The sequence below is a fragment of the Brevundimonas sp. genome (assembly GCF_965227765.1).
Taxonomy (GTDB): domain Bacteria; phylum Pseudomonadota; class Alphaproteobacteria; order Caulobacterales; family Caulobacteraceae; genus Brevundimonas.
In genome coordinates, this window is sequence record NZ_OZ245778.1 from 58,625 (window position 1) to 79,488 (window position 20,864).

17 protein-coding genes are annotated in these 20,864 nt (G+C 67.8%); 8 read left to right on the top strand and 9 right to left on the bottom strand.

What is annotated here, in order from left to right; genetic code table 11:
* Positions 1–26: 26 nt before the first annotated feature.
* Positions 27–1,244, top strand: coding sequence for a divergent polysaccharide deacetylase family protein (locus ACO05L_RS00310; protein ID WP_421730190.1), 1,218 nt, complete (start codon positions 27–29; stop codon positions 1,242–1,244).
* A 96-nt stretch (positions 1,245–1,340) separates the two neighbouring features.
* Positions 1,341–1,823 (top strand): RNA pyrophosphohydrolase, encoded by a 483-nt coding sequence (locus ACO05L_RS00315; RefSeq protein WP_421730191.1) that lies wholly within the window; start codon positions 1,341–1,343, stop codon positions 1,821–1,823.
* 21 nt (positions 1,824–1,844) lie between these two features.
* Here ACO05L_RS00315 and ACO05L_RS00320 read toward each other — a convergent pair whose 3' ends face one another.
* Positions 1,845–2,168, bottom strand: coding sequence for a DMT family transporter (locus tag ACO05L_RS00320; protein WP_421730192.1), 324 nt, complete (start codon positions 2,166–2,168; stop codon positions 1,845–1,847).
* 234 nt (positions 2,169–2,402) lie between these two features.
* Here ACO05L_RS00320 and ACO05L_RS00325 point away from each other — a divergent pair, with 234 nt between their 5' ends.
* Positions 2,403–4,139 carry an ATP-binding protein gene (locus ACO05L_RS00325; RefSeq protein WP_421730193.1) on the top strand — a complete coding sequence of 579 codons (1,737 nt, stop codon included), beginning with the start codon at positions 2,403–2,405 and terminating at the stop codon, positions 4,137–4,139.
* 73 nt (positions 4,140–4,212) lie between these two features.
* On the opposite strand, the gene ACO05L_RS00330 is transcribed toward ACO05L_RS00325, so the two are convergent.
* The 5 genes from ACO05L_RS00330 to ACO05L_RS00350 all read right to left on the bottom strand — a co-directional run bounded on the left by ACO05L_RS00330 (position 4,213) and on the right by ACO05L_RS00350 (position 9,140).
* Positions 4,213–4,482, bottom strand: coding sequence for an ATP synthase F1 subunit epsilon (locus tag ACO05L_RS00330; RefSeq protein WP_421730194.1), 270 nt, complete (start codon positions 4,480–4,482; stop codon positions 4,213–4,215).
* Positions 4,483–4,485: 3 nt separating this feature from the next.
* Positions 4,486–6,021 (bottom strand): F0F1 ATP synthase subunit beta, encoded by a 1,536-nt coding sequence (atpD, locus tag ACO05L_RS00335; protein ID WP_421730195.1) that lies wholly within the window; start codon positions 6,019–6,021, stop codon positions 4,486–4,488.
* A gap of 41 nt (positions 6,022–6,062) precedes the next feature.
* A complete protein-coding gene (locus ACO05L_RS00340) occupies positions 6,063–6,941 on the bottom strand; it encodes a F0F1 ATP synthase subunit gamma (protein WP_421730196.1) in 879 nt (292 codons plus the stop codon).
* A 30-nt stretch (positions 6,942–6,971) separates the two neighbouring features.
* Entirely contained in the window at positions 6,972–8,507 is a 1,536-nt protein-coding gene (gene atpA, locus ACO05L_RS00345) for a F0F1 ATP synthase subunit alpha (RefSeq protein ID WP_421730197.1), read from the bottom strand.
* 78 nt (positions 8,508–8,585) lie between these two features.
* Positions 8,586–9,140 carry a F0F1 ATP synthase subunit delta gene (locus ACO05L_RS00350; RefSeq protein ID WP_421730198.1) on the bottom strand — a complete coding sequence of 185 codons (555 nt, stop codon included), beginning with the start codon at positions 9,138–9,140 and terminating at the stop codon, positions 8,586–8,588.
* A gap of 239 nt (positions 9,141–9,379) precedes the next feature.
* On the opposite strand from ACO05L_RS00350, the gene ACO05L_RS00355 reads away from it, so the two are divergent.
* Together ACO05L_RS00355 and ACO05L_RS00360 are read left to right on the top strand one after the other, a co-directional pair.
* Positions 9,380–10,372 (top strand): cation diffusion facilitator family transporter, encoded by a 993-nt coding sequence (locus ACO05L_RS00355; RefSeq protein WP_421730199.1) that lies wholly within the window; start codon positions 9,380–9,382, stop codon positions 10,370–10,372.
* Between the two features lie 115 nt (positions 10,373–10,487).
* Entirely contained in the window at positions 10,488–11,360 is an 873-nt protein-coding gene (locus ACO05L_RS00360; RefSeq protein WP_421730200.1) for a TerC family protein, read from the top strand.
* A gap of 95 nt (positions 11,361–11,455) precedes the next feature.
* Here the strand turns inward: ACO05L_RS00360 and ACO05L_RS00365 are convergent, their stop codons facing one another.
* The gene (locus tag ACO05L_RS00365) at positions 11,456–13,618 is read right to left on the bottom strand and encodes a primosomal protein N' (RefSeq protein WP_421730201.1); all 2,163 of its coding nucleotides are present in this window, start codon (positions 13,616–13,618) and stop codon (positions 11,456–11,458) included.
* A 228-nt stretch (positions 13,619–13,846) separates the two neighbouring features.
* Here ACO05L_RS00365 and fsa point away from each other — a divergent pair, with 228 nt between their 5' ends.
* From fsa to ACO05L_RS00380, 3 genes are read left to right on the top strand one after another with little or no spacing between them, the layout of a single operon-like run.
* Positions 13,847–14,500, top strand: a complete 654-nt coding sequence (gene fsa, locus ACO05L_RS00370; protein WP_421730202.1) for a fructose-6-phosphate aldolase — start codon at positions 13,847–13,849, stop codon at positions 14,498–14,500.
* A 34-nt stretch (positions 14,501–14,534) separates the two neighbouring features.
* The gene (locus tag ACO05L_RS00375) at positions 14,535–15,269 is read left to right on the top strand and encodes a DUF484 family protein (RefSeq protein ID WP_421730203.1); all 735 of its coding nucleotides are present in this window, start codon (positions 14,535–14,537) and stop codon (positions 15,267–15,269) included.
* A gap of 4 nt (positions 15,270–15,273) precedes the next feature.
* Positions 15,274–16,188: a tyrosine recombinase XerC gene (locus ACO05L_RS00380; protein ID WP_421730204.1), complete on the top strand. Its 915-nt coding sequence runs from the start codon at positions 15,274–15,276 to the stop codon at positions 16,186–16,188.
* Between the two features lie 159 nt (positions 16,189–16,347).
* Here the strand turns inward: ACO05L_RS00380 and ACO05L_RS00385 are convergent, their stop codons facing one another.
* Positions 16,348–18,552 carry a prolyl oligopeptidase family serine peptidase gene (locus tag ACO05L_RS00385; RefSeq protein ID WP_421730205.1) on the bottom strand — a complete coding sequence of 735 codons (2,205 nt, stop codon included), beginning with the start codon at positions 18,550–18,552 and terminating at the stop codon, positions 16,348–16,350.
* Positions 18,553–18,704: 152 nt separating this feature from the next.
* Positions 18,705–20,858 carry a prolyl oligopeptidase family serine peptidase gene (locus tag ACO05L_RS00390; protein ID WP_421730206.1) on the bottom strand — a complete coding sequence of 718 codons (2,154 nt, stop codon included), beginning with the start codon at positions 20,856–20,858 and terminating at the stop codon, positions 18,705–18,707.
* Positions 20,859–20,864: the final 6 nt, after the last annotated feature.

Below are 20,864 nucleotides of genomic sequence, written 5' to 3' on the forward strand. Positions count from 1 at the left end.
TCCCTGTTCGAGCGTCGCCCGGTTTCATGTTCGCCAAACGCCAGTCCGCCCTCGCCGCCGCCGCCGGAGCCCCACCTTCGGGCAAGGGACTGCGCCTGAACGTCGCCCCCGTCCTGGCCGCGCTGAAGAAGCCGCCGGTCGCGGTCGGCGCGGCGGGCCTGTTGCTGCTGGGCGCCGCCGCCCTGTTCCTGACCGTGCTGGGCGACCCCAGTGCGGGAGCCCCGTCCGCCCGCGTCGATCTGCACCGCGCGGCCGCCGAGCCGGCACAGGTGCCCAACGGCTTTGACGCCTTCAGCATGGACGCCTTTGGGGCTTATCAGGGTCTGGGCGACCCGGCCCTGGATACGGCCCAGAACGGCATGGGGGGCGGAGCCGCTGGCGGAGACGCCCTGATCACCCTGCCGGACGGGGCCAATGTCGCCGGATCGGGCGCCGCCATCACCGCGCCCCGCCGTCCCGCCACGCCCCTGGCCGCCGCACCCATCGCGGGCCTGAGCCAACCGGGACCCAATGGCGCCCTGCCTGTCATCGCCGCCGACGGCCGCGTTCCGGCCCAGGCCTATGCCCGGCCGTTCCAGCCCAACGGCAAGCCCCGCGTCGCCCTGATCGTCGGCGGCCTGGGCCTGAACGCCGTGACCACCCGCGCCGCCATCGAACGGCTGCCCGCCGAAGTCACCCTGTCCTTCGTCCCCTATGCCGACGGCCTGCAGGGCTGGATCGACCTGGCGCGAGCCCAGGGCCATGAGGTGATGATCGAAATCCCGATGGAGCCCTCAGGCTATCCCGACAACGATCCCGGCCCCCAGACCCTGCTGCAGTCCTCGACCCCCGACGACATCGCCGCACGGATGAACTGGCTCCTGGGCCGCGCCACCGGCTATTTCGCGGTGACCAACTATCTGGGCGACCGGTTCATGACCTCGGACACCGGCATGACCGCCTTCATGGGGGTGCTGCGTCAGCGCGGGATCGCCTTCCTGGATGACGGGTCGGCACGCCGTCGCCCCGGCGCCTGGGCCCGCGCCAGCGCCGACGCCATCATCGACGAGGTCCAGACCCCCGCCGCCATCGTCGCCCGACTGAACGCCCTCGAAGCCACCGCCAAACAGCGTGGCGCCGCCATGGGGACCGGCTTCAGCTATCCCGTCACCGTCGAGGCCGCCGCGCGCTGGACTGCCGGTCTAGAGGCGCGCGGCCTGCAACTGGCGCCGGCGTCGGCGATGACCCAGCGGCCGGGGCGATAAGGGATTAGCGAATAGGAATTAGGGCGTAGGGAAAGCCATAGTGGGCTAACGCCAACCCCATCGCCCTAACCCCTACTCTCTAGCCCCTACTCCCTCATGATCGATCTCTCCCTCTATCGCCCCAACGTCGGCGTCGTCCTGTTCAACGCTGCCGGCCAGGTCTGGTACGGGCGGCGCGCGGGCGTCGGCGGGCCGTATAACTGGCAGTTCCCGCAAGGCGGCGTGGACAAGGGCGAGGACCTGGAGGCCGCCGCCCTGCGCGAGCTTCAGGAAGAGACCGGCGTCACTTCGGTCGAGCGACTGGGCCGCACCGAGGGCGAGATCCTGTACGACTTTCCCACCGAACTGATGGCCCAGCACCTGCGTGAGAAGCGCAAGCCCTGGAATGGCCAGCGCCAGGTCTGGTTCGCCTATCGCTTCACCGGCGACGACGCCGAGATCGACCTGAACCAGCACGAAGAGGTCGAGTTCGAGGCCTGGCGCTGGGGCGACCTGTCCGAGGCCTGCGACCTGATCGTGCCGTTCAAGCGGGCCGCCTATGAACAGGTGGTCGCCGCCTTCTCGAAATACGCCGCCTGAAGCCTCAGGAGGTCTGAGGGATCAGTGGGCGGGGCTGGCCAGCTTCATCATAACCAGGCCCGAGACGATCAGCACCGCCGCCACGATGCGCCAAAGGGTCAGGCTCTCGCCCAGGACAGCGGCGCCCAGCACAAAGGCGCCGACCGCGCCGATGCCGGTCCAGATCGTATAGGCCGTACCCAGCGGCAGGGTCTTCATCGACCAGGCCAGCAGGCTGAAGCTGGCGATCATGGCGACGATGGTGATGATCGATGGGACAGGCTTCGAGAACCCCTCCGACGCCTTCATGTAATAGGCCCAGACGACTTCAAGCAGTCCGGCGATAAACAGAACAATCCAGGCCATGGGGCCACCTCTCGAAAGGCCGGGCCGTCCCGGTCTTGAGAGCCGCGCGACCGGACATCGGAGCGCGGACGGGGACGTGGCCCCGTTCGAAGGTTCTGCGAATTAGGTGCGGGGCCGGCCGGGGTCAAGGTTTGCGATCCGCGCGCCCTGCGCCCCTCGCGCCGGCGCCCATCGCTATTGGCGAATCATTGTTTACCGTTGTTCTCCAGACTGGCGCGGACGGAGGGCTCCTGAATGAACTGGTATGCGTCGATGGCGCCGCATCTGGCGCTTTCCGCCGCCGAGCGGCTGAAACAGACGCCGGTCCGGATCACGATGGGCCTGATCATCGCCTGGGTCTTCTGGACCGTGGGGCTCCAGACCTACGTCTGGGCGTGGCTGGCGGTCAGCACCCTGGCCCAGATCATCGAATATCTGGCCATGGAGCCCTATCGGCGCCCCGGACCGCCGCCCAGCGACCCCCGCCGGGTCATCTCGGCCATGGCGGGCGCAGGACTATTCTCGAGCGCCTTCGCCGTGGGGATCCTGCTGATGTGGCGCCACAGCGATCAGGCCATGGCCGCGATCGCCGTCATGGCCATCGCCGGCACCCTGATCAGCAACATCGTCTCGGGCATCGCGTCCCAGCGCCTATTCCTGATCGGCGCAGGCCCCTATGTCGTCGCCCTGTTCGCCATGCCCTTCACGGCGCCGCCGCTGACGGCCGCCACCCTTGCGCCCCTGACCATGTCGGCGGTTCTGCTGGTTCTGGCGGTGATCGCCATCTGGTCGCGGCTCAAGGCCTCGCGCTCGCGTGAAACCCGCGCCCTGGCCGAGGCGGAGCGACGGCTGGAGCAGGCCGAGCAGGCCATGGCCGACCGCGCCGCCATGGCCGCCATCGTCAGCCACGAACTGCGCACCCCCGTCAGCGCCATCCTGGCCGGGGCTCACGTCATCCATCGCGGCGACCGGCCCGAGGCCACGCCCGAGACCGCTCAGCTGATCATGGACGCCGGGCGTCTGATGACCGGCATGCTCAACGACCTGCTGGACCATTCCAAGATCCAGGCCCGGGCCATGTCGCTGGAGGTGCGCGATTTCGACCTGTCGGCCTTCGTCGACGAGACGGTCCGCTTCTGGACGCCCCAGGCGAGCGAGAAGGGCCTGACGCTGGACGCCCCGACCTCGGGCTCGCCCCTGTGGCTGAAGGGCGACCCCTTCCGCCTGCGCCAGATCGTCAACAACCTGATGTCCAACGCCCTGAAGTTCACTCCGGCCGGCCAGATCAGCCTGGACGTAACGACGCAGAACACGGCCGAAGGGATCGAACTGCGGCTGAGGGTTCGGGATCAGGGCGCGGGGATCGCCGCCGAGGCCATGGACCGCCTGTTCACCCCCTTCGCCCAGGGCTCGGCCCAGGTGGCGCGGACCTATGGCGGGACGGGCCTGGGGCTGACGGTCAGTCGCGACTTGGCGCGGCTGATGGGTGGCGACCTGACGGCGGGCAACGCGCCCGCCGGCGGCGCAGTCTTCACCCTGAGCGTGACCCTGGCCCACGGTCAGCCGACCGCCGACACGGGGACGGAGTCGGCCGTCGCCCCGGTGCTGGATCGCCGGCTGCGCGTGCTGGCCGTGGACGATCACGAGATCAACCGCCGCACCCTGGCCCTGGTGCTGCAGCCGCTGGACGTCGATCTGTCGACGGCCTCGGACGGCGCCTCGGCCCTGGACATCCTGGCGGCCCAGCCGTTCGACGTGGTGCTGATGGACGTCAACATGCCGGGCATAGACGGCAATGAGGCGACCCGGCGGTTGCGCGCCTCGTCCGGTCCGAACGCGGCCGTGCCGGTCATCGGCTTCAGCGCCGGCACCGAGGCCGAACAGATCGCCGCCTGTCACGAGGCGGGCATGACCGACTGGCTGGCCAAGCCCCTGGAGCCGGCCCGTCTTTACGAGGCCCTGGAGCGAGCGACGCGAGCCGAGGCGGCCTGATCGGCTCAGGCTGAAACGAAAAAAGGCCGCCGGGACGGCGACCTTTTTCCGAAATCGTCTGTGTCGCGAACGGTCAGCCCGTCAGGACTTCCGAAGCCTGTTCGGCCAGGATGGTCAGACCGTCGGGGGTCACGTCGGCGAAACCGCCGTGAACCTCGAACACGCGACGCGCGGCGCCGTCAAACACGGTGACCGTGCCTTCGCGCAGGGCCGTCATGAAGGGAGCGTGTTGCGGCAGGACGCCGAAATCACCCTCGACGCCGGGCGCATCGACCTGATCCACGAGGCCGGTGAAGACCTCGCGTTCAGGCGCGACCAGCGAGAAGTTCAGCTTGCCGGCCATGGATCAGGCGGCCTCGGCAGCCATCTTGGCGGCCTTCTCGACGGCTTCCTCGATGGGGCCGACCATGTAGAAGGCGGCTTCCGGCAGGTGGTCGTACTCACCGGCGACGATGCCCTTGAACGAGCGGATCGTGTCTTCCAGCGAGACGAACTTGCCGGGAGCGTTGGTGAACTGTTCGGCCACGAAGAAGGGCTGCGACAGGAAGCGGCTGATCTTGCGAGCGCGCGAGACGACCAGCTTGTCCTCTTCCGACAGCTCATCCATGCCCAGGATGGCGATGATGTCTTTCAGCGCCTTGTACTGTTGCAGGACTTCCTGAACCGAACGGGCGACGCGGTAGTGTTCCTCGCCGATGACCAGCGGGTCCATGATGCGCGAGGTCGAGTCGAGCGGGTCCACGGCCGGGAAGATGGCCTGGGCGGCGATGTCGCGGTTCAGCACTGTCGTTGCGTCCAAGTGGGCGAACGAGGCGGCGGGCGCGGGGTCGGTAAGGTCATCGGCCGGGACGTAGATGGCTTGAATCGAGGTGATCGAGCCCTTCTTGGTCGAGGTGATGCGCTCTTGCAGGTTGCCCATCTCGGTGGCCAGCGTCGGCTGATAGCCCACGGCCGAGGGAATGCGGCCCAGCAGAGCCGACATTTCCGAACCGGCTTGCGTGAAGCGGAAGATGTTGTCGACGAACAGCAGCACGTCCTTGCCTTCTTCGTCGCGGAAGTACTCGGCCTGGGCCAGGCCGGTCAGGGCGACGCGGGCGCGGGCGCCGGGAGGCTCGTTCATCTGGCCGTAGACCAGGGCGCACTTGGAGCCCTCGCCGCCGCCGGCGACGTTCACGTTGGACTCGATCATCTCGTGATACAGGTCGTTGCCTTCGCGGGTGCGTTCACCCACGCCGGCCAGAACCGAATAACCGCCGTAGGCCTTGGCGATGTTGTTGATCAGTTCCTGCATGGTCACGGTCTTGCCCACGCCGGCGCCGCCGAACAGGCCGGTCTTGCCGCCCTTGGTGTAGGGGCAGATCAGGTCGATGACCTTGATGCCCGTGACCAGGATTTCCGACGAGGTCGACTGCTCTTCGAACGAAGGCGCCTCGCGGTGGATTGGGCGGTACATGGTGGTCTGGATCGGACCGGCTTCGTCGATCGGCTGACCGACGACGTTCATGATGCGGCCCAGGGTGCCGGGGCCGACGGGGGCCATGATCGAGGTGCCGGTGTCGGTCACGGCCTGGCCGCGCGTCAGGCCTTCCGTCGTGTCCATGGCGATGGTGCGGACCATGTTCTCACCCAGGTGCTGGGCGACTTCCAGAACCAGGGTGAAGGGCTCGCCCGTCTTCTGGTCGACGTTCTGGGTGTGCAGGGCGTTCAGGATGCCCGGCAGGGCGCCGACGAACTCGACGTCGACGACGGCGCCGATGACCTGGGCGATCTTGCCCGTGCCGGTGGCGGCGGTCGCCTTGATGACGGCGGGTGCCTTGGAAGCAGCGGGCTTCTTGGCGGCTGCCTTGGGGGCGGCGGGTTTCTTGGCGACGGTGTCGGTCATCGGGTTAAGTCCGTTTCGTATGTTCTGTCAGGATCGGAGGATCAGAGCGCTTCCGCGCCGGCGATGATCTCGATCAGTTCGGTGGTGATCTGGGCCTGGCGCTTGCGGTTGTAGGTCAACCTCAGGGCCGTAATAAGCTCGCCAGCATTGCGGGTGGCGTTGTCCATGGCGCCCATCTGGGCCCCGAAGAAGCTGGCCTGGTTCTCGTACAGGGCGGCCAGGATCTGGGTCGTGATGTTGCGCGGCAGCAGGGTCTCGAGGATTTCCTCTTCCGAGGGTTCGTACTCATAGACCGCCCCGTTCAGGTTGATCGGCTCGGCGGCGCCGTCGACCACGGCCGGGACCAGTTGCTTGGGCGTCGGCACCTGCGAGATGACCGACTGGAAGCGGCTGTAGAACAGGGTCACCACGTCGGCGCGCCCGGCCTCGAACTCCTCGGCGATCAGGGCCGCGATCGGCTCGGCCGCGGCCAGGCCGATGACCTTGTGTTCCGACAGTTCAAACGTCCTGATGATCTTGTCGCCGTACAGGCGGGCCAGACCGTCGCGGACCTTGCGGCCCACGGCGACGACGCGAACGTCCTTGCCCTGGGCGACCAGCGAGTTGATCCGCTCCTTGGCGGCGCGGATGACGTTGGTGTTGAAACCGCCCGCCAGACCCTTGTCGCCCGTGGCGATGACCAGAAGATGCTTCTGGTCCGAGCCGGTTCCGGCCAGCAGCTTCGGCGCCGCATCGCCCGACACCGCCGCCGCCAGATTGGCGATGACGTCGGCCATCTTGCGGGCATAGGGACGCGCGCTTTCGGCCTGACCCTGGGCGCGCTTCAGCTTGGCCGCGGCGACCATGTTCAGGGCTTTCGTGATCTTCTGCGTCGACTTGACGCTTTCGATCCGATTGCGCATTTCCTTCAGACTGGCCATCGGGCGGTCTCTCGCTTTCTCAGGTCAGGCTTATGCGAAGGTCGCGGCGAAGGCTTCGATGGCGGCCTTCAGTTCGGCTTCCAGGTCCTTGGACAGGGCCTTCTGCGTACGGATGGCGTCCAGGATGCCGACGTGGTTCGAGTGCATCCGGGCCAGCAGTTCGCTTTCGAAACGACCGATGTCCGAGATCGCGACCTTGTCCAGGTAACCGCGCGTGCCGGCGTAGATCGAGACGACCTGCTCTTCGACGGTCAGCGGCGAGTACTGGGGCTGCTTCAGCAGCTCGGTCAGGCGCGCGCCGCGGGCCAGCAGGTTCTGGGTCGAGATGTCGAGGTCCGAACCGAACTTGGCGAAGGCGGCCATTTCCCGGTACTGGGCCAGCTCGCCCTTGATCGAACCGGCGACCTGTTTCATCGCCTTGATCTGGGCCGAGGAGCCCACGCGCGACACCGAGATGCCGACGTTCACGGCGGGGCGGATGCCCTGGTAGAAGAGGTCGGATTCCAGGAAGATCTGGCCGTCGGTGATCGAGATCACGTTGGTCGGGATATAGGCCGAGACGTCGTTGGCCTGGGTCTCGATCAGCGGCAGGGCGGTCATCGAGCCCGAGCCATTGTCTTCGTTCAGCTTGGCCGAACGCTCCAGCAGGCGGCTGTGCAGGTAGAAGACGTCGCCGGGGTAGGCTTCACGGCCGGGCGGACGACGCAGCAGCAGGGACATCTGGCGATAGGCCACGGCCTGCTTGGAAAGGTCATCATAGACGATCAGGGCGTGCATACCGTTGTCGCGGAAGAACTCGCCCATGGCGGTGCCGGCGAAGGGCGCCAGGAACTGCAGGGGGGCGGGCTCGGACGCCGTGGCGGCGACGACGATGGTGTATTCCAGGGCGCCGCGCTCTTCGAGCGTCTTGACGATCTGAGCCACGGTCGAGCGCTTCTGGCCGATGGCGACGTAGATGCAGTAGAGCTTTTCGCCTTCCGAGGTGGCGGCGGCGTTGGTCGTCTTCTGGTTCAGGATGGTGTCGATGGCGACGGCGGTCTTGCCGACCTGACGGTCGCCGATGATCAGCTCGCGCTGGCCGCGGCCGACGGGGATCAGGGTGTCGATGGCCTTCAGGCCGGTCTGCATGGGCTCATGCACCGATTTCCGGGGAATGATGCCCGGAGCCTTGACGTCCACGCGGCGACGCTCGGTGAACTGGATCGGGCCCTTGCCGTCGATCGGCTCGCCCAGCGGGTTGACGACGCGACCCAGCAGGCCCTTGCCGACCGGAACGTCCACGATCTCGCCCAGGCGGCGGACTTCGTCGCCTTCAGCGATGGCGGCGTCGGCGCCGAAGATCACGGCGCCCACGTTGTCGCGCTCCAGGTTCAGGGCCATGCCCTTCACGCCGGCCTTGGGGAACTCGACCATTTCACCGGCCTGGACATTGTCCAGACCGTGGATGCGGGCGATGCCGTCGCCGACCGACAGCACGCTGCCGACGTCGGAGACGTCGGCTTCAACGCCGAAGTTGGCGATCTGCGACTTGAGGATGGCCGAAATCTCGGCGGCGCGGATGTCCATGGTCTGGCTCTCTGGCTTTCGTCTTCGTAGCGCCGGGCCTTAGCGAAGGCCGACGATCAATCGTGGATGCGGTGTGTATCAGGCCCGGCGAAGGGCGAACTTCATCTGGTCGAGCTTGGTCTTCAGCGAGGCGTCGAACAGTTTCGAGCCGACCTTCACCTTCAGGCCGCCCAGGATCGACGGGTCGACGCGGGTGGTGATCTCGGGGTTCTTGCCCAGGGCCTGGGTCAGGGCGGTCGTGATGGACTTGAGTTGGGCGGCGCTCAGGGCCTGGGTCGAGACGACCTCGGCGGCGACCACGCCCGCGTGTTTGGCGTAAAGGGCTTCGAAGGCGGCGATGACGGCGGTCAGGTCGCGGGCGCGACCGTTCTGGGCCAGCAGGCCGAGGAAGTTGCGCGTCGTCGCCTGATACTTCGCCGCCGTGGCGATGGCGACCAGACCCTTGGTCTGATCCTCGGCGGAAATGACCGGCGAGGTGGCGAGACGGCGCAAGTCGGCGCTGTCGATCCAGGCCGCCTTCAGCGACTTGAGATCGGCGCGCACGGCGTCGAGCGTCTTTGTTTCCAACGCGAGGTCGAACAGCGCCTGGGCGTAGCGCTCGCCGACTTCCGTCGTCCTGAAATCGTCTGCCAAGGGTCGGGTCCGTCCGGATCAGCTTGTGTCATTGCGACCTCACGCGAGGGTCGCGTGGGCCAAAGGCTTGTAATGCTTAAGGAAAGCACGCCAGGAGCGTTTCGTATGAAACGCCCTCTGGAAGCCGGGCGCCTGATAGCATGGGCTTTTCCCGCTCGCAACATTGCGTGAAGGAACGATTTGGTCGCACTTGCGCTGGGCAGCGACATCCTGCCGCACTTCATCATCGTATTGGACGCATGGCCGCATCGACCTCGAAGAACGTGATCTTCGCCGCCCTCGCCGGCAACGCGGCCATCGCCGTCACCAAATTCATCGCCGCCCTGATCACCGGGTCGGCGGCCATGATGTCGGAGGCCATCCACTCGGTCGTCGACACCGGCAACCAGATCATCCTGCTGATCGGGCTGAAGCGGGCGGCGCGCCCGGCGACCGAGACCCACCCGTTCGGCCACGGGCTGCAGCTCTATTTCTACACCTTCGTCGTGGCGGTGCTGATCTTCGGCGTCGGGGCGGTCGTATCGATCCTGCACGGCATCGAGCGGATCCAGGCCCCCGAGCCGATCGCCGACCCGTGGATCAACTATGTCGTTCTGGGCCTGGCCGTCCTGTTCGAGGGGGCGTCCTGGACCGTGGCGCTGAAGGCCTTCAACAAGGAGCGCGAGGGCCGACCCTTCTTCGGCGTCATCCGCTCGTCCAAGGACCCGACCGTCTTCACCGTGCTGTTCGAGGACACCGCGGCCCTGGCCGGCCTGGTCGTCGCCCTGATCGGGGTGGTGTGCAGCCATGTGTTCGACCTGCCGGTGCTGGACGGCGTGGCCTCGGTCATCATCGGCCTGATCCTGGCCGTGACCGCCGGCTTCCTGGCCTTCGAGAGCCAGAGCCTGCTGACCGGCGAGGCCGCCGATCCCGCCACGCGCGAGGGCATTCGCGCCATCGCCGAGGCCGAGCCGGGGGTCGAGGGGCTGAACGACGCCCGCACCATGCATTTCGGCCCCAACGAGATCCTGGTCGCCCTGAGCCTGGATTTCCGCGACAGCCTGAGCGCCGGCGAGGTCGAGGATACGGTCGCCAGGCTGGAACAGAAGATCCGCGCCGCCTATCCGCAGGCGGGCCGCATCTATGTCGAGGCCCAGAGCTTCGCCTCCCATTCGGCGGTCAGGGCCGCCGTCATTGCGGGCGGCGGCGCAGGGGCTCTGGTTTCGGAGGTTCCGGGACCCGGAGCCTCCTGACGGGCCGTTCCTGAGGCAATGCGACGCGGGGGGCTCTGCGCATCAATATCCCCGTGGATCAGTAGCGATTTCGTGCGTTAGAAAGCAGCCACACCCCTAGGGACCCAGAACCTCAATGTTCGACTCCGTCGCCCATCTTCTTGTCGACCCGGCCGCCTGGCTGGCCCTCGTCACCCTCATCGTGATGGAGGTGGTGCTGGGGATCGACAACCTGGTCTTCATCTCGATCCTGTCGAACAAGCTGCCGCCTGAGCAGCGCACTAAGGTCCGTCGCCTCGGCATCGGCCTGGCCCTGATCATGCGCCTTGGCCTCTTGATGACCATCGGCTGGATCGTCGGCCTGACCGCGCCCGTCTTCGACCTGGGCCTGCACGGCCCCCTGCTCGAGCCCGGCTGCGTGACCACGGCGGCGGTCGAGTGCCACTATACCTTCGACACCGCCTTCAGCTGGCGCGACCTGATCCTGATCGCGGGCGGCCTGTTCCTGCTGTGGAAGGCGACCAAGGAGATCCACCACACGGTCGATCCGACCCCGTCCGACCATGGCGTGCTCGACAAGAAGGCCGTGGTCATCAACAACGCTGGCGCCGCCATCTTCCAGATCATCCTGCTGGACCTGGTCTTCTCGGTGGACTCGATCCTGACCGCCGTGGGCATGACCGATCACGTGCCGATCATGATGGTCGCGGTCATCGTCGCCGTGACCGTGATGCTTCTGGCCGCCGATCCCCTGGCCAACTTCATCGACAAGAACCCGACCGTGGTCATGCTGGCCCTGGGCTTCCTGTTGATGATCGGCGCCGTGCTGATCGCCGACGGCTTCGGCGTCCATGTGCCGAAGGGCTATATCTACGCGGCCATGGCCTTCTCGGCCCTGGTCGAGGGGCTGAACATGGCGAGCCGAACCTCCGCCAAGAAGAAACAGGCGGCGCTCGACGCCCATCAGGCCGAGCTGAACAAGGCCGAGACCGCCGAACCGGGGGTCTGAGACACCACTGAAATAGCAGGTCTTCGCCCCCGTGACGGAGACCTGTTCGCCTTCGCGCTCAAGCAGCGAGGCTCCGCGAGCCGAGCGTTAGCGCCCTAAAGGAAGCTGTACGGGTCCACGTCCACCGTCAGGCGGACCGAGCCGGGCACCTTCACCCGCCCAAGCCAGGCGCGCAGGAAGCTCTGCAGATTGACGTCCCGGTCGGCGCGGACCAGCAGCCGCTTTCTGCGCCGCCCGCGGATCAGGCCAAGCGGCGCATCGGCCGGGCCATAGACCTCCAGCCGTTCGGCGTTGGGGATGGCCTGGGCGAGGGCCTCGGCCGTCTGTTCCACCGCCACGGCGTTCTCACCCGACAGGATCAGCGCCGCCAGCCGGCCATAGGGCGGCAGGGTCGAGGCCTCGCGCTCGGCCATCTCGGCCTCGACGAACCCGTCGCGGTCCCCGGCGGCCAGGGCCATCAGCACCGGGTGATCGGGGGTCCAGGTCTGGAGGAGAGCCTGGCCCGGCCGGTCGGCGCGCCCCGCCCGTCCCGTCGCCTGGGTCAGAAGCTGGAAGGTGCGTTCGGCCGCGCGCAGGTCGCCGCCCCTCAGGCCCAGGTCCGCATCGACCACGCCCACCAGGGTCAGTTTGGGGAAGTTGTGCCCCTTTGCCGCCGCCTGGGTGGCCACCAGGATGTCGATCTCGCCGTCCACCATCGACTGGATCAGGGCGCGGGCGGCCTTGGCGTCCGGCACGGTGTCGGAGCTGAACACGGCGGTGCGCGCCTCGGGGAAAAGCAGGCGGACCTCCTCCTCGACCCGTTCGACGCCGGGCCCCACCGAGACCAGGCTGTCCTCTGCGCCGCACGACGGGCAGGCCTTGGGCCGGGCCATGGTGAAGCCAGTCAGGTGACAGACCAGCCGCCCGGTATAGCGATGCTCGACCAGCCAAGAATCCGTATCCGGCGCCGTCAGCCGGTGACCACAGGCGCGGCACAGGACCACGGGGGCATAGCCGCGCCGGTTGAGGAAGAGCAGCGTCTGTTCGCCGCGCGCAAAGGTCTCGCCTATGGCTTCGCGCAAGGGCTGGGAGAGCCAGGTCTGGGGATCAGGCGGGTTCTGGCGCAGGTCCAGCAGCTTGATATCGGGCAGGACCGCCGCCCCGTGTCGCGCCGACAGCTTGAGCCAGCGATAGCGGCCGTTGTGGGCGTTCCACAGGGTCTCCAGCGACGGGGTGGCCGAGGCCAGGACCACGGTCGCCCCCTCGATCCGGGCGCGGGCCACGGCCAGGTCGCGGCCATGATAGACGAGGCCATCCTCCTGCTTGAACGAGCCGTCGTGCTCTTCATCCACGACGACCAGCTTCAGGTTGGGGAAGGGCAGGAACAGGGCCGAGCGGGCGCCGACCACGATGTTGCAGCGTCCGGCGACCACAGCCTCCCACACCTGACGTCGGCGCGGCGGGGCGATGCCGGAATGCCATTCGGCAGGCGCTGCGCCGAACCGGGCGGTGATGCGCCGGATCAGGTCTTGGGTCAGGGCGATCTCGGGCAGCAGGATCAGGATCTGGGCGGCGGGATCGGCCCGCAGAGTCCGCGCCGCCGCCTCCAGATAGGCCTCGGTCTTGCCCGAGCCGGTGACCCCGTCCAGCAGGAAGGGGACAAAGCCGCCGTCCGCCGTGGCCCCGGCGATCGCGTCGGCGCTGGCCGACTGGTCGACGTTCAGGACGGCGGGGGCATGATCCGGGTCGGGCGCGTCGAAGGCGGCGACGGCTTCGATCTCGATGACCTCCAGCACGCCTTCGTCGATCAGCCCCTTGATGACGGCGGATGAGGCGCCGGAGGCGGCGCTCAGGTCCGGGCGGGTCATGGTGCGGTCTGCGAGCGTGTCCAGCACCGTCGTCCGCGCCTGGGTAGGGCGTGCGGGCAGTTTATCGCCGACGCGGCGCAGGCGACGCTCTGGCCGGGGACGAGGCGCACGCAATCCCTTCAGCGCCGTCGCCGCCATCTCGCCCGGCGGGCTGAGCGTCCAGCGCGCAGCCCATTCGACGAAATCGACTGTGCCGCGCGGCAGGCGCGGATCGTCCAGCAGGCTCTCGACTGCCTTGAGCCGCCGGTTCGATCCGGTCGTCTCGCGCACCTCGGACACGATGCCCCGCATCAGGCGCGGCCCCAGAGGCACGGCGACCTGATCGCCGCGCTGGAGCACCATGTCGTCGGCGACCTCGTAATCGAAGGCCTCCTGCACCGGCAGGGGAATGAGGACCGAGGCGACTTTCACCCTTCTCCTCCCTGTCGCCGCAGGCGATGGGGAGGTGGCGCGGCGCGGCTATGCGCCGTGACGGAGGGGGCGAGACGGCGTCTGGGGTGACCGGAGGCTGGGCGTCGAGACCCAGTCGCCCCCTCCGTCTCCTCGGCGAAGCGGCCTCGGATCCACCTCCCCATTCGCTGCGCGAACAGGGAGGAGAAGGCTCGCCTTCCGGCTCTAGCGAGGCTAAACACTCGCCCCATGAAACTCTTCCTCGACACCGCCGACGTCGCCGTCATCAAGGACATGCTGCCCACCGGAATGGTGGACGGCGTGACCACCAATCCCACGCTGATCGCAAAGTCCGGGCGTAACATCGCCGAGGTCATCGCTGAAATCTGCGCCCTGGTCGAGGGGCCGATCTCGGCAGAGGCCGTGGCGACCGATTTCGAGACCATGGTCAAGGAAGGCGACAAGCTGGCCGCCATCGCGCCGAACGTGGTGGTGAAGCTGCCCCTGACCTGGGACGGACTGCGCGCGGCGCGCAACTTCGCCGACAAGGGGATCAAGACCAACGTCACCCTGTGCTTCAGCGCGGCCCAGGCCATGCTGGCGGCCAAGGCGGGCGCGACCTTCATCTCGCCCTTCGTCGGGCGGCTGGAAGACCACGGCGCCGACGGCATCGGCCTGTTGGAAGAGATTCGCGTTCTGTACGACCTGCATGGCTTCGAAACCCAGATTCTGGCCGCGTCCCTGCGCAACCCGAGTCACGTATCGGCCGCAGCCGTGGCAGGATCGGACGCAGCCACCCTGCCGGCCGACGTTTTCAAGGCCCTGGTCAAGCACCCGTTAACCGACAAGGGTCTTGATCAATTCCTGGCCGACTGGGGCAAGACCGGTCAGTCCATCCTGTAGCATTCGACCCGGCGTTTCCGGGAGGAGACGTCTGTTGAGCGGCCCAAGAGACCTATTCGCCGAAGTCGAGACCGATCCCGAGCCTCATTGGCACGAGGTTCGCGCCTGGCTGCAGGCCAATCCCCAGACCCTTCTGGACGACCGATCCCTGCTGGAAGAGATCGGCCTGAAACCGCATGGCAGGAATGTCATCGAGTTCGGCGCCGCCGCCCTGACCCGGCTGGAAGAGGCGGCGATGCGCGAGCAGGACGCGCGCAAGCAGATCGAAGCCATCGCCCGCGCCAACTTCGCCGCCCAGACCCAGACCCATGTCGCGGCCCTGGACCTGCTGGAGGCGCGTAATCACTCCGACCTCGCCCGTCGGCTGGACGGCGCGGCCCAGGCGCGGTTCGGCCTGGCCGGCGCGGTGATCGGCATCGAACGCCCCGGCCCGGATGCAGACGGAACGCCCCGGACGGGCGGCGTGCCCTTCGGCTGGAAGACCCTGGACGACGGCGGCGTCGACGCCCTGGTCGGCGTCAACGGCCTGACCTGGCTGGGCGAGAATTTCGACGGGCTGAACCTGTTCGGCCCGGCCGAGCGGCGGGTGAAGTCCGTGGCGCTGATCCGCATGGCGCCCGTCTTCCCCGGCGACGAGGCCCCGCGCCACGCCCTGTGCGCCTTCGGCTCGTCCGAGCCCGAGGGCTTCACCGCCCACATGGGCTGCGAACTGGTGGCCTTCATCGCCCGCGTGGTGGAACGCACCGCCGAGCGCTGGCCGATCCTCTGAACCTATGACCGCATCAGAGGCTCTGTTCGCCTGGCTGGAGCATCTGGCGCACGAGCGGCGGCTGTCGCCCCGCACGCTGGAGGCCTATGGCCATATCGGGCGACACTATCTGGGCTTTCTGGAACGCCACCGGGGCGAGCCGCAGAGCCTGGCCGACCTGGGCACGGTCAGCGCCGCCGAACTGCGCGCCCATCTGGCGGACAGGCGCTCGGGCGACCACCCGCTGAACGCGCGGTCGCTGGGCCAGACCCTGGCGGCGATCCGGGGATTTCACGCCTTTCTCGACCGGCGCTGCGACACGCCGGCGCCGCAACTGGCCCTGGTCAGGGGGCCGCGCATCAAGGCCTCCCTGCCCCGCCCCGTCACCGCCGATCAGGCGCGCGGGATGCTGGAAGAGCCGCAGAGCGATCCCGACGCCGAACCCTGGGAGGCCGCGCGCGATCGGGCGGTGCTGACCCTGCTGTACGGTTGCGGCCTGCGGATCTCGGAGGCGCTGAGCCTGACGCGGTCCGACGCCCCCCTGCCCGAGACCCTGCGGATCACCGGCAAGGGGTCCAAGACGCGGCTCTGTCCCATCCTGCCCGCTGTGCGCGAGGCGGTGGAGGATTATCTGGCGCTGCAGCCCTTCGCCTCGGCGCCCGGCGATCCCCTATTCCGGGCCAAGCGGGGCGGCGCTCTGAGCCCCCGCCATATCCAGGCGACGGTGCAGCGGCTGCGAGGCCGCCTGGGTCTGCCGGCCAGCGCCACGCCCCACGCCCTGAGGCACAGCTTCGCCACCCATCTGCTGGGCGCCGGCGCGGACCTGCGCTCGATCCAGGAACTGCTGGGTCACGCCAGCCTGTCCACGACCCAGAAATACACCGCCGTCGACGCCGCCCACCTGCTGGGCGCCTATGCGGCGGCGCATCCGAGGGCGTGATCCATCCACCAAACCCGTCATCCTAGGCCTTGTGCCTAGGATCCAGAGACACGCTATCGCCCCTTGAAAGTGATCGCCGATCCATCATGGCCAGATCGCATACACCGGGAGTCTGGATCCTCGGGACAAGCCCGAGGATGACGGAAGGGAGGGGTCTGCTCAGTCCATCAACTGCTGGCTGAGATAGACATAATGCCGGGCCCAGCGGCGGGCGTTGGCGACCGGGTCGGCGTCGTTGGAGTGTCCGCCGGACGTCTCTTCATAATAGAGGTGGTCATAGCCCATGTCGCCCAAACGGGCGGCGAACTTGCGCGCATGGCCGGCGTGGACCCGGTCGTCCAGGGTGTTGGTGGTGATATAGACGCGCGGGTATCCGGCGTTCGGCCGCAACAGCTGATAGGCCGAATACTTCGAGATGAACTCGGCGTCGCCGGGCACGCGCGGGTCGCCGTATTCGCCCATCCACGAGGCCCCTGCGGGCAGTTCGTGATAGCGCAGCATGTCGATCAGCGGGCTTTCGATCACCGCCGCATTGAACCGTTCCGGGTGCTGGACCACCGAGACCGAGGTCAGGACGCCGCCGTTCGAGCGGCCATAGATGCCGATGCGGCGGGGCGCAGCGATGCCCCGTGCGCTCAGGTCGGCTGCGACGGCCATGAAGTCGTCGAAGGCCCGCTGGCGATGCTCTCGCAGCGCCGCCTGGTGCCAGGCCGGGCCGAACTCGCCGCCGCCGCGGATATTGGCGATGACATAGGCGCCGCCGTGCTCGAGCCACAGCCTGCCCATCTCGGGGATGTAGATCGGCGGCTTGGACACCTGGAAACCGCCGTAGCCATAGAGGATGGTCGGGGTCGATCCGTCCAGCGGCGCATCGGCCGGCATGGCGATGAAATAGGGGATCTTGGTCCCGTCCGACGAGGTCGCCTCATACTGATGCACGACATGGGTCGAGGCGTCGAACTTGGCGGGAGCCACACGCAGTTCGGCCAGTTGCGCCGTCGCCGCATCGGCCAGGTTGAGGGTCGAAGGCGTCAGCAGGCCCTCGGTCGAGACGAAGACCTGGTCCCTGGACTTGGAGGAATCGCCCAGCGACACTGAGCTGCTGTCGGGCACGGCGATGGCCGTGGCGGTCCAGGCGTCCGCGCCCGGCGTCAGGCGCGTCAGGCGTCCGGCGACATTGTCGGCATAGGCGACGATCAGGCTGTCGCCTAGGACCGACACCTCCTGCAAGGCCTGGCGGTCGGTGAAGCCCATGGCCAGAACGCCCGCCGACGACGGCGCCTGGCGCCCGGCCAGCTGGTCGATGCTCAGGGCCAGGAGGGAGCCTTGCGGGATCACCCCGCCGGCCCAGCGGAAGGCCTCGTCGTTGGACAGGATCAGGCGTCCGGCCATGACGCCATGCAGGGACAGCCGCTCGGGCACGGCCAGCTTCACCGGCGCTACGCCCGACACGACCTGCCAGGTCTCGGAGCGATAGGTGTCGAGCGGGCGGTTGATCAGCACGGCCTGAACCGCGCCGTCCTTGTCGCGATAGACCATGGGGCTGACGCCATAGCCGCCGTCGCCGATGTCGCCGCGATAGACCTCGGTGGCCTGGGCCAGGGTCTGGCCGCGCGCCAGCGACTTGACGATGAAGGGATAGCCGCTCTCGGTCATCGTCGGCTTGTCGCCCTCGGCGCCGAAGTCGGTGGCGACCAGAAGGGTGTCGCGGTCCAGCCATTCCAGCCGGTGCTTGCCCTCGGGCAGGACGAAGCCGTCCTCGACGAACTGGCCGGTCGTGGTGTCGAACTCGCGCACCACCACCGCGTCCTTGCCGCCGTCGGACAGGGAGATCAGGCAGCGGGTCTCGTCGGGGGCCAGGCAGTCGGCCCCCTTCCACACCCAGTCCCGCGCTTCCGCCTTCGACAGGGCGTCGATGTCGATCAGGGTCTCCCACTGCGTGCTCGCCGAGCGATAGCTGTCGAGCGTCGTTCGCCGCCACAGGCCCTTGGGGTTGGCCTCGTCCTGCCAGAAGTTGGCGATGCCCTCGCCCAGGAAGACCGGCGTGGCGATGCGGTCTTCGGCCGTCAGGATGGCCTCGGCCTGTTGGCGATAGGTCTCGTAGCGGGGATCGCCGGTCAGGGCGGCCAGGGATTTCGCGTTCTCGGCGGCGACGAAGGCCATGGCTTCGGCGCCATTGAGCTGTTCCAGCGCCAGATGGTCGTCAGCGGCGCGAACGCCGGCGGGCGTCAGGTCGGCGGGGAAATGCGGCGGCAGGGCTGCGGGCGGCGCCTGCTGCACCGGGATCTCCATCGCGACCGCTGCGGTGGCGCAGGCGCCCATCAAAAGCGCCGGAATGGCGGCGGACAGGATCAGGTGACGCATGGCTTACTCTTTCCGCTGATCCCCGCGAAGGCGGGAACCCAGGCTTGGGCGTTTCGGCATCGCCCCTACTAAAACAGAGCCCGATCCCAGCCGCCGAACATTTGCGAAAGCGCTGGGTCCCCGCCTTCGCGGGGATGAGCGGATGATGCAGACTATTCCTGCGCAGGCTGATCCATCAACCGGCGGCTGAGATAGGTGTATTCCAGCGCAATCCGCCGCGCCGTCTCGCGCAGGTTGGCGCCCGCCGCGTGGCCGCCGTCGGTGTTCTCATAGAAGAGCACCGGATAGCCCAGCTCCTCCAGCCGCGCCGCCGCCTTACGCGCATGACCCGGATGAACGCGGTCGTCCTTGGTCGAGGTGTGGATGAAGACTTCCGGATAGGGCTGGCCCGCCGCCAGACGCTGATAGGGCGAATATTCCGCGATCCAGGCGCGCTGTTCGGCGATGTCGGGATCCCCGTACTCGCCGATCCACGAGGCGCCGGCCAGGAGCTTGTGGAAGCGCAGCATGTCGAACAGGGGCACCTGGATGACGGCCGCGTTGATCAGGTCGGGACGCTGGGTCAGCATCGCCCCCATGAACAGCCCGCCCTGCGAGCCGCCCATGATCCCCAGGTGCGGCTGGGAGGTAATGCCCCGCGCGATCAGGTCGAGCGCCACGGCCTGGAAATCCTCGTGCGCGCGCTGGCGGTTCTGTTGCAGGGCCGCGTCGTGCCACGCCGGGCCGAACTCGCCGCCGCCGCGCGTATTGGCCACGACATAGACGCCGCCACGCTCCAGCCACAGCTTGCCGACCGTCGGCGAATAGCTGGGCAGGAGGGAGACCTGGAACCCGCCATAACCATAGAGCAGGGTCGGGTTGGAGCCGTCCATCGGCATGGCGTCACGATGGACTACGAAATAGGGAATCGCGGTTCCGTCCGCCGAGGTCGCCTCGAACTGATCGACGGTCATGCCCTCGGCGTCGAACTTGGCCGGGACGGATTTGATCGACGCCGCCTCGCCAGTCTGCGCGTCGGCGAGCCAGAGACTCGAGGGCGTCAGATAGCCGGCCACGCTGACGAACAGCTGGTCGTCGCTCTTGGACGTCGACCCGATCCCGACCGTGACGTTCTGAGGCAGATCGAGGGGGCGGAAGCTCCAGTCGCCGGGCTCATAGACCCGGATCGAACCGCGTACATTTTCGAACAACCCGATGATCAGGCTGTCGCGCGTGGACGAGATTTCCTCCACCGACTGACGCGGTCCGGGACGCAGGACCAGACGCGCCATGGTCGTGGGATCGGCCAGCCAGGCGTCGAGGTCGAAGGAGATGACGTCGCCGGTCTGGAATTCCTGGCCCGAAGGCGCGGTCCAGTCCTGTTTGGTGGTGACGATCAGCTGGCCCTTCACCAGGGCATTGACGTCGGACTTGGGCGGCAGGGGCAGTTGCGTCGTCGTGCCGTCCGCATTCAACCGCCAGGTCTCGATCTCATAGAAGGTGACGGCGCGCGTGATCAGGGTCGCCTGGATGGCTCCGTCGGCGTCACGCAGGGTGTATCCGTTGACCGAGACGTCCGTGGGCTGGCCGGTGAACAGGGTCTGGGCCTGATCCAGCGTTTGGCCGCGTTTCAGCCGTTTGACGATCATCGGATAGCCCGAAGACGTCATGGTGCCGGGACCGAAGTCCTGCGCCACCAGCAGGGTGTCGGCATCGATCCAGACGGCATCGCCCTTGGATTCCGGCAGGTCGAAGCCGCCCGCGACGAAGGCGCGGGCGGCGCTGTCGTATTCGCGGGTGACCACCGCGTCCTTGCCGCCGTCAGACAGGGAGATCAGGCACAGCCGCTGGTCCGGCTCCAGGCAGGCCGCGCCCTTGTAGACCCAGTTCTTGCCCTCGGCTTCAGCCAGGGCGTCGATGTCGAGGATGGTCTCCCACACCGGCGTCTCGGTGCGGTAGGAATCCAGCGTCGTGCGGCGCCAGAGGCCGCGCACATGGGTCTCGTCCTGCCAGAAATTGTCAACCGTGCCGTCGCGGTTGAAGCCCGGCATGGGGATGCGGTCCTGGGCCTGCACCAGGGCCAGGGCCTGTTCGTGCAGGGCGGCGTAGCGCGGATCGCCCTGAAGCACGCCCAAGGACCGGGTGTTCTGATCCGCGACCCAGGCCATGGCCCGCTCGCCCTCGACCTCTTCCAACCACAGATAGGGATCGGCCGCTTCGGTCTGGGCAAAGCCGGAAGGAGGCGTCTGTGTCGTCTGAGCCATGGCGGCGATGGGGCTTCCGGTAAGGGCGAGGAAAAGCGCGGCGAGCGCCGTCGAGCGGGTCATGAAGCC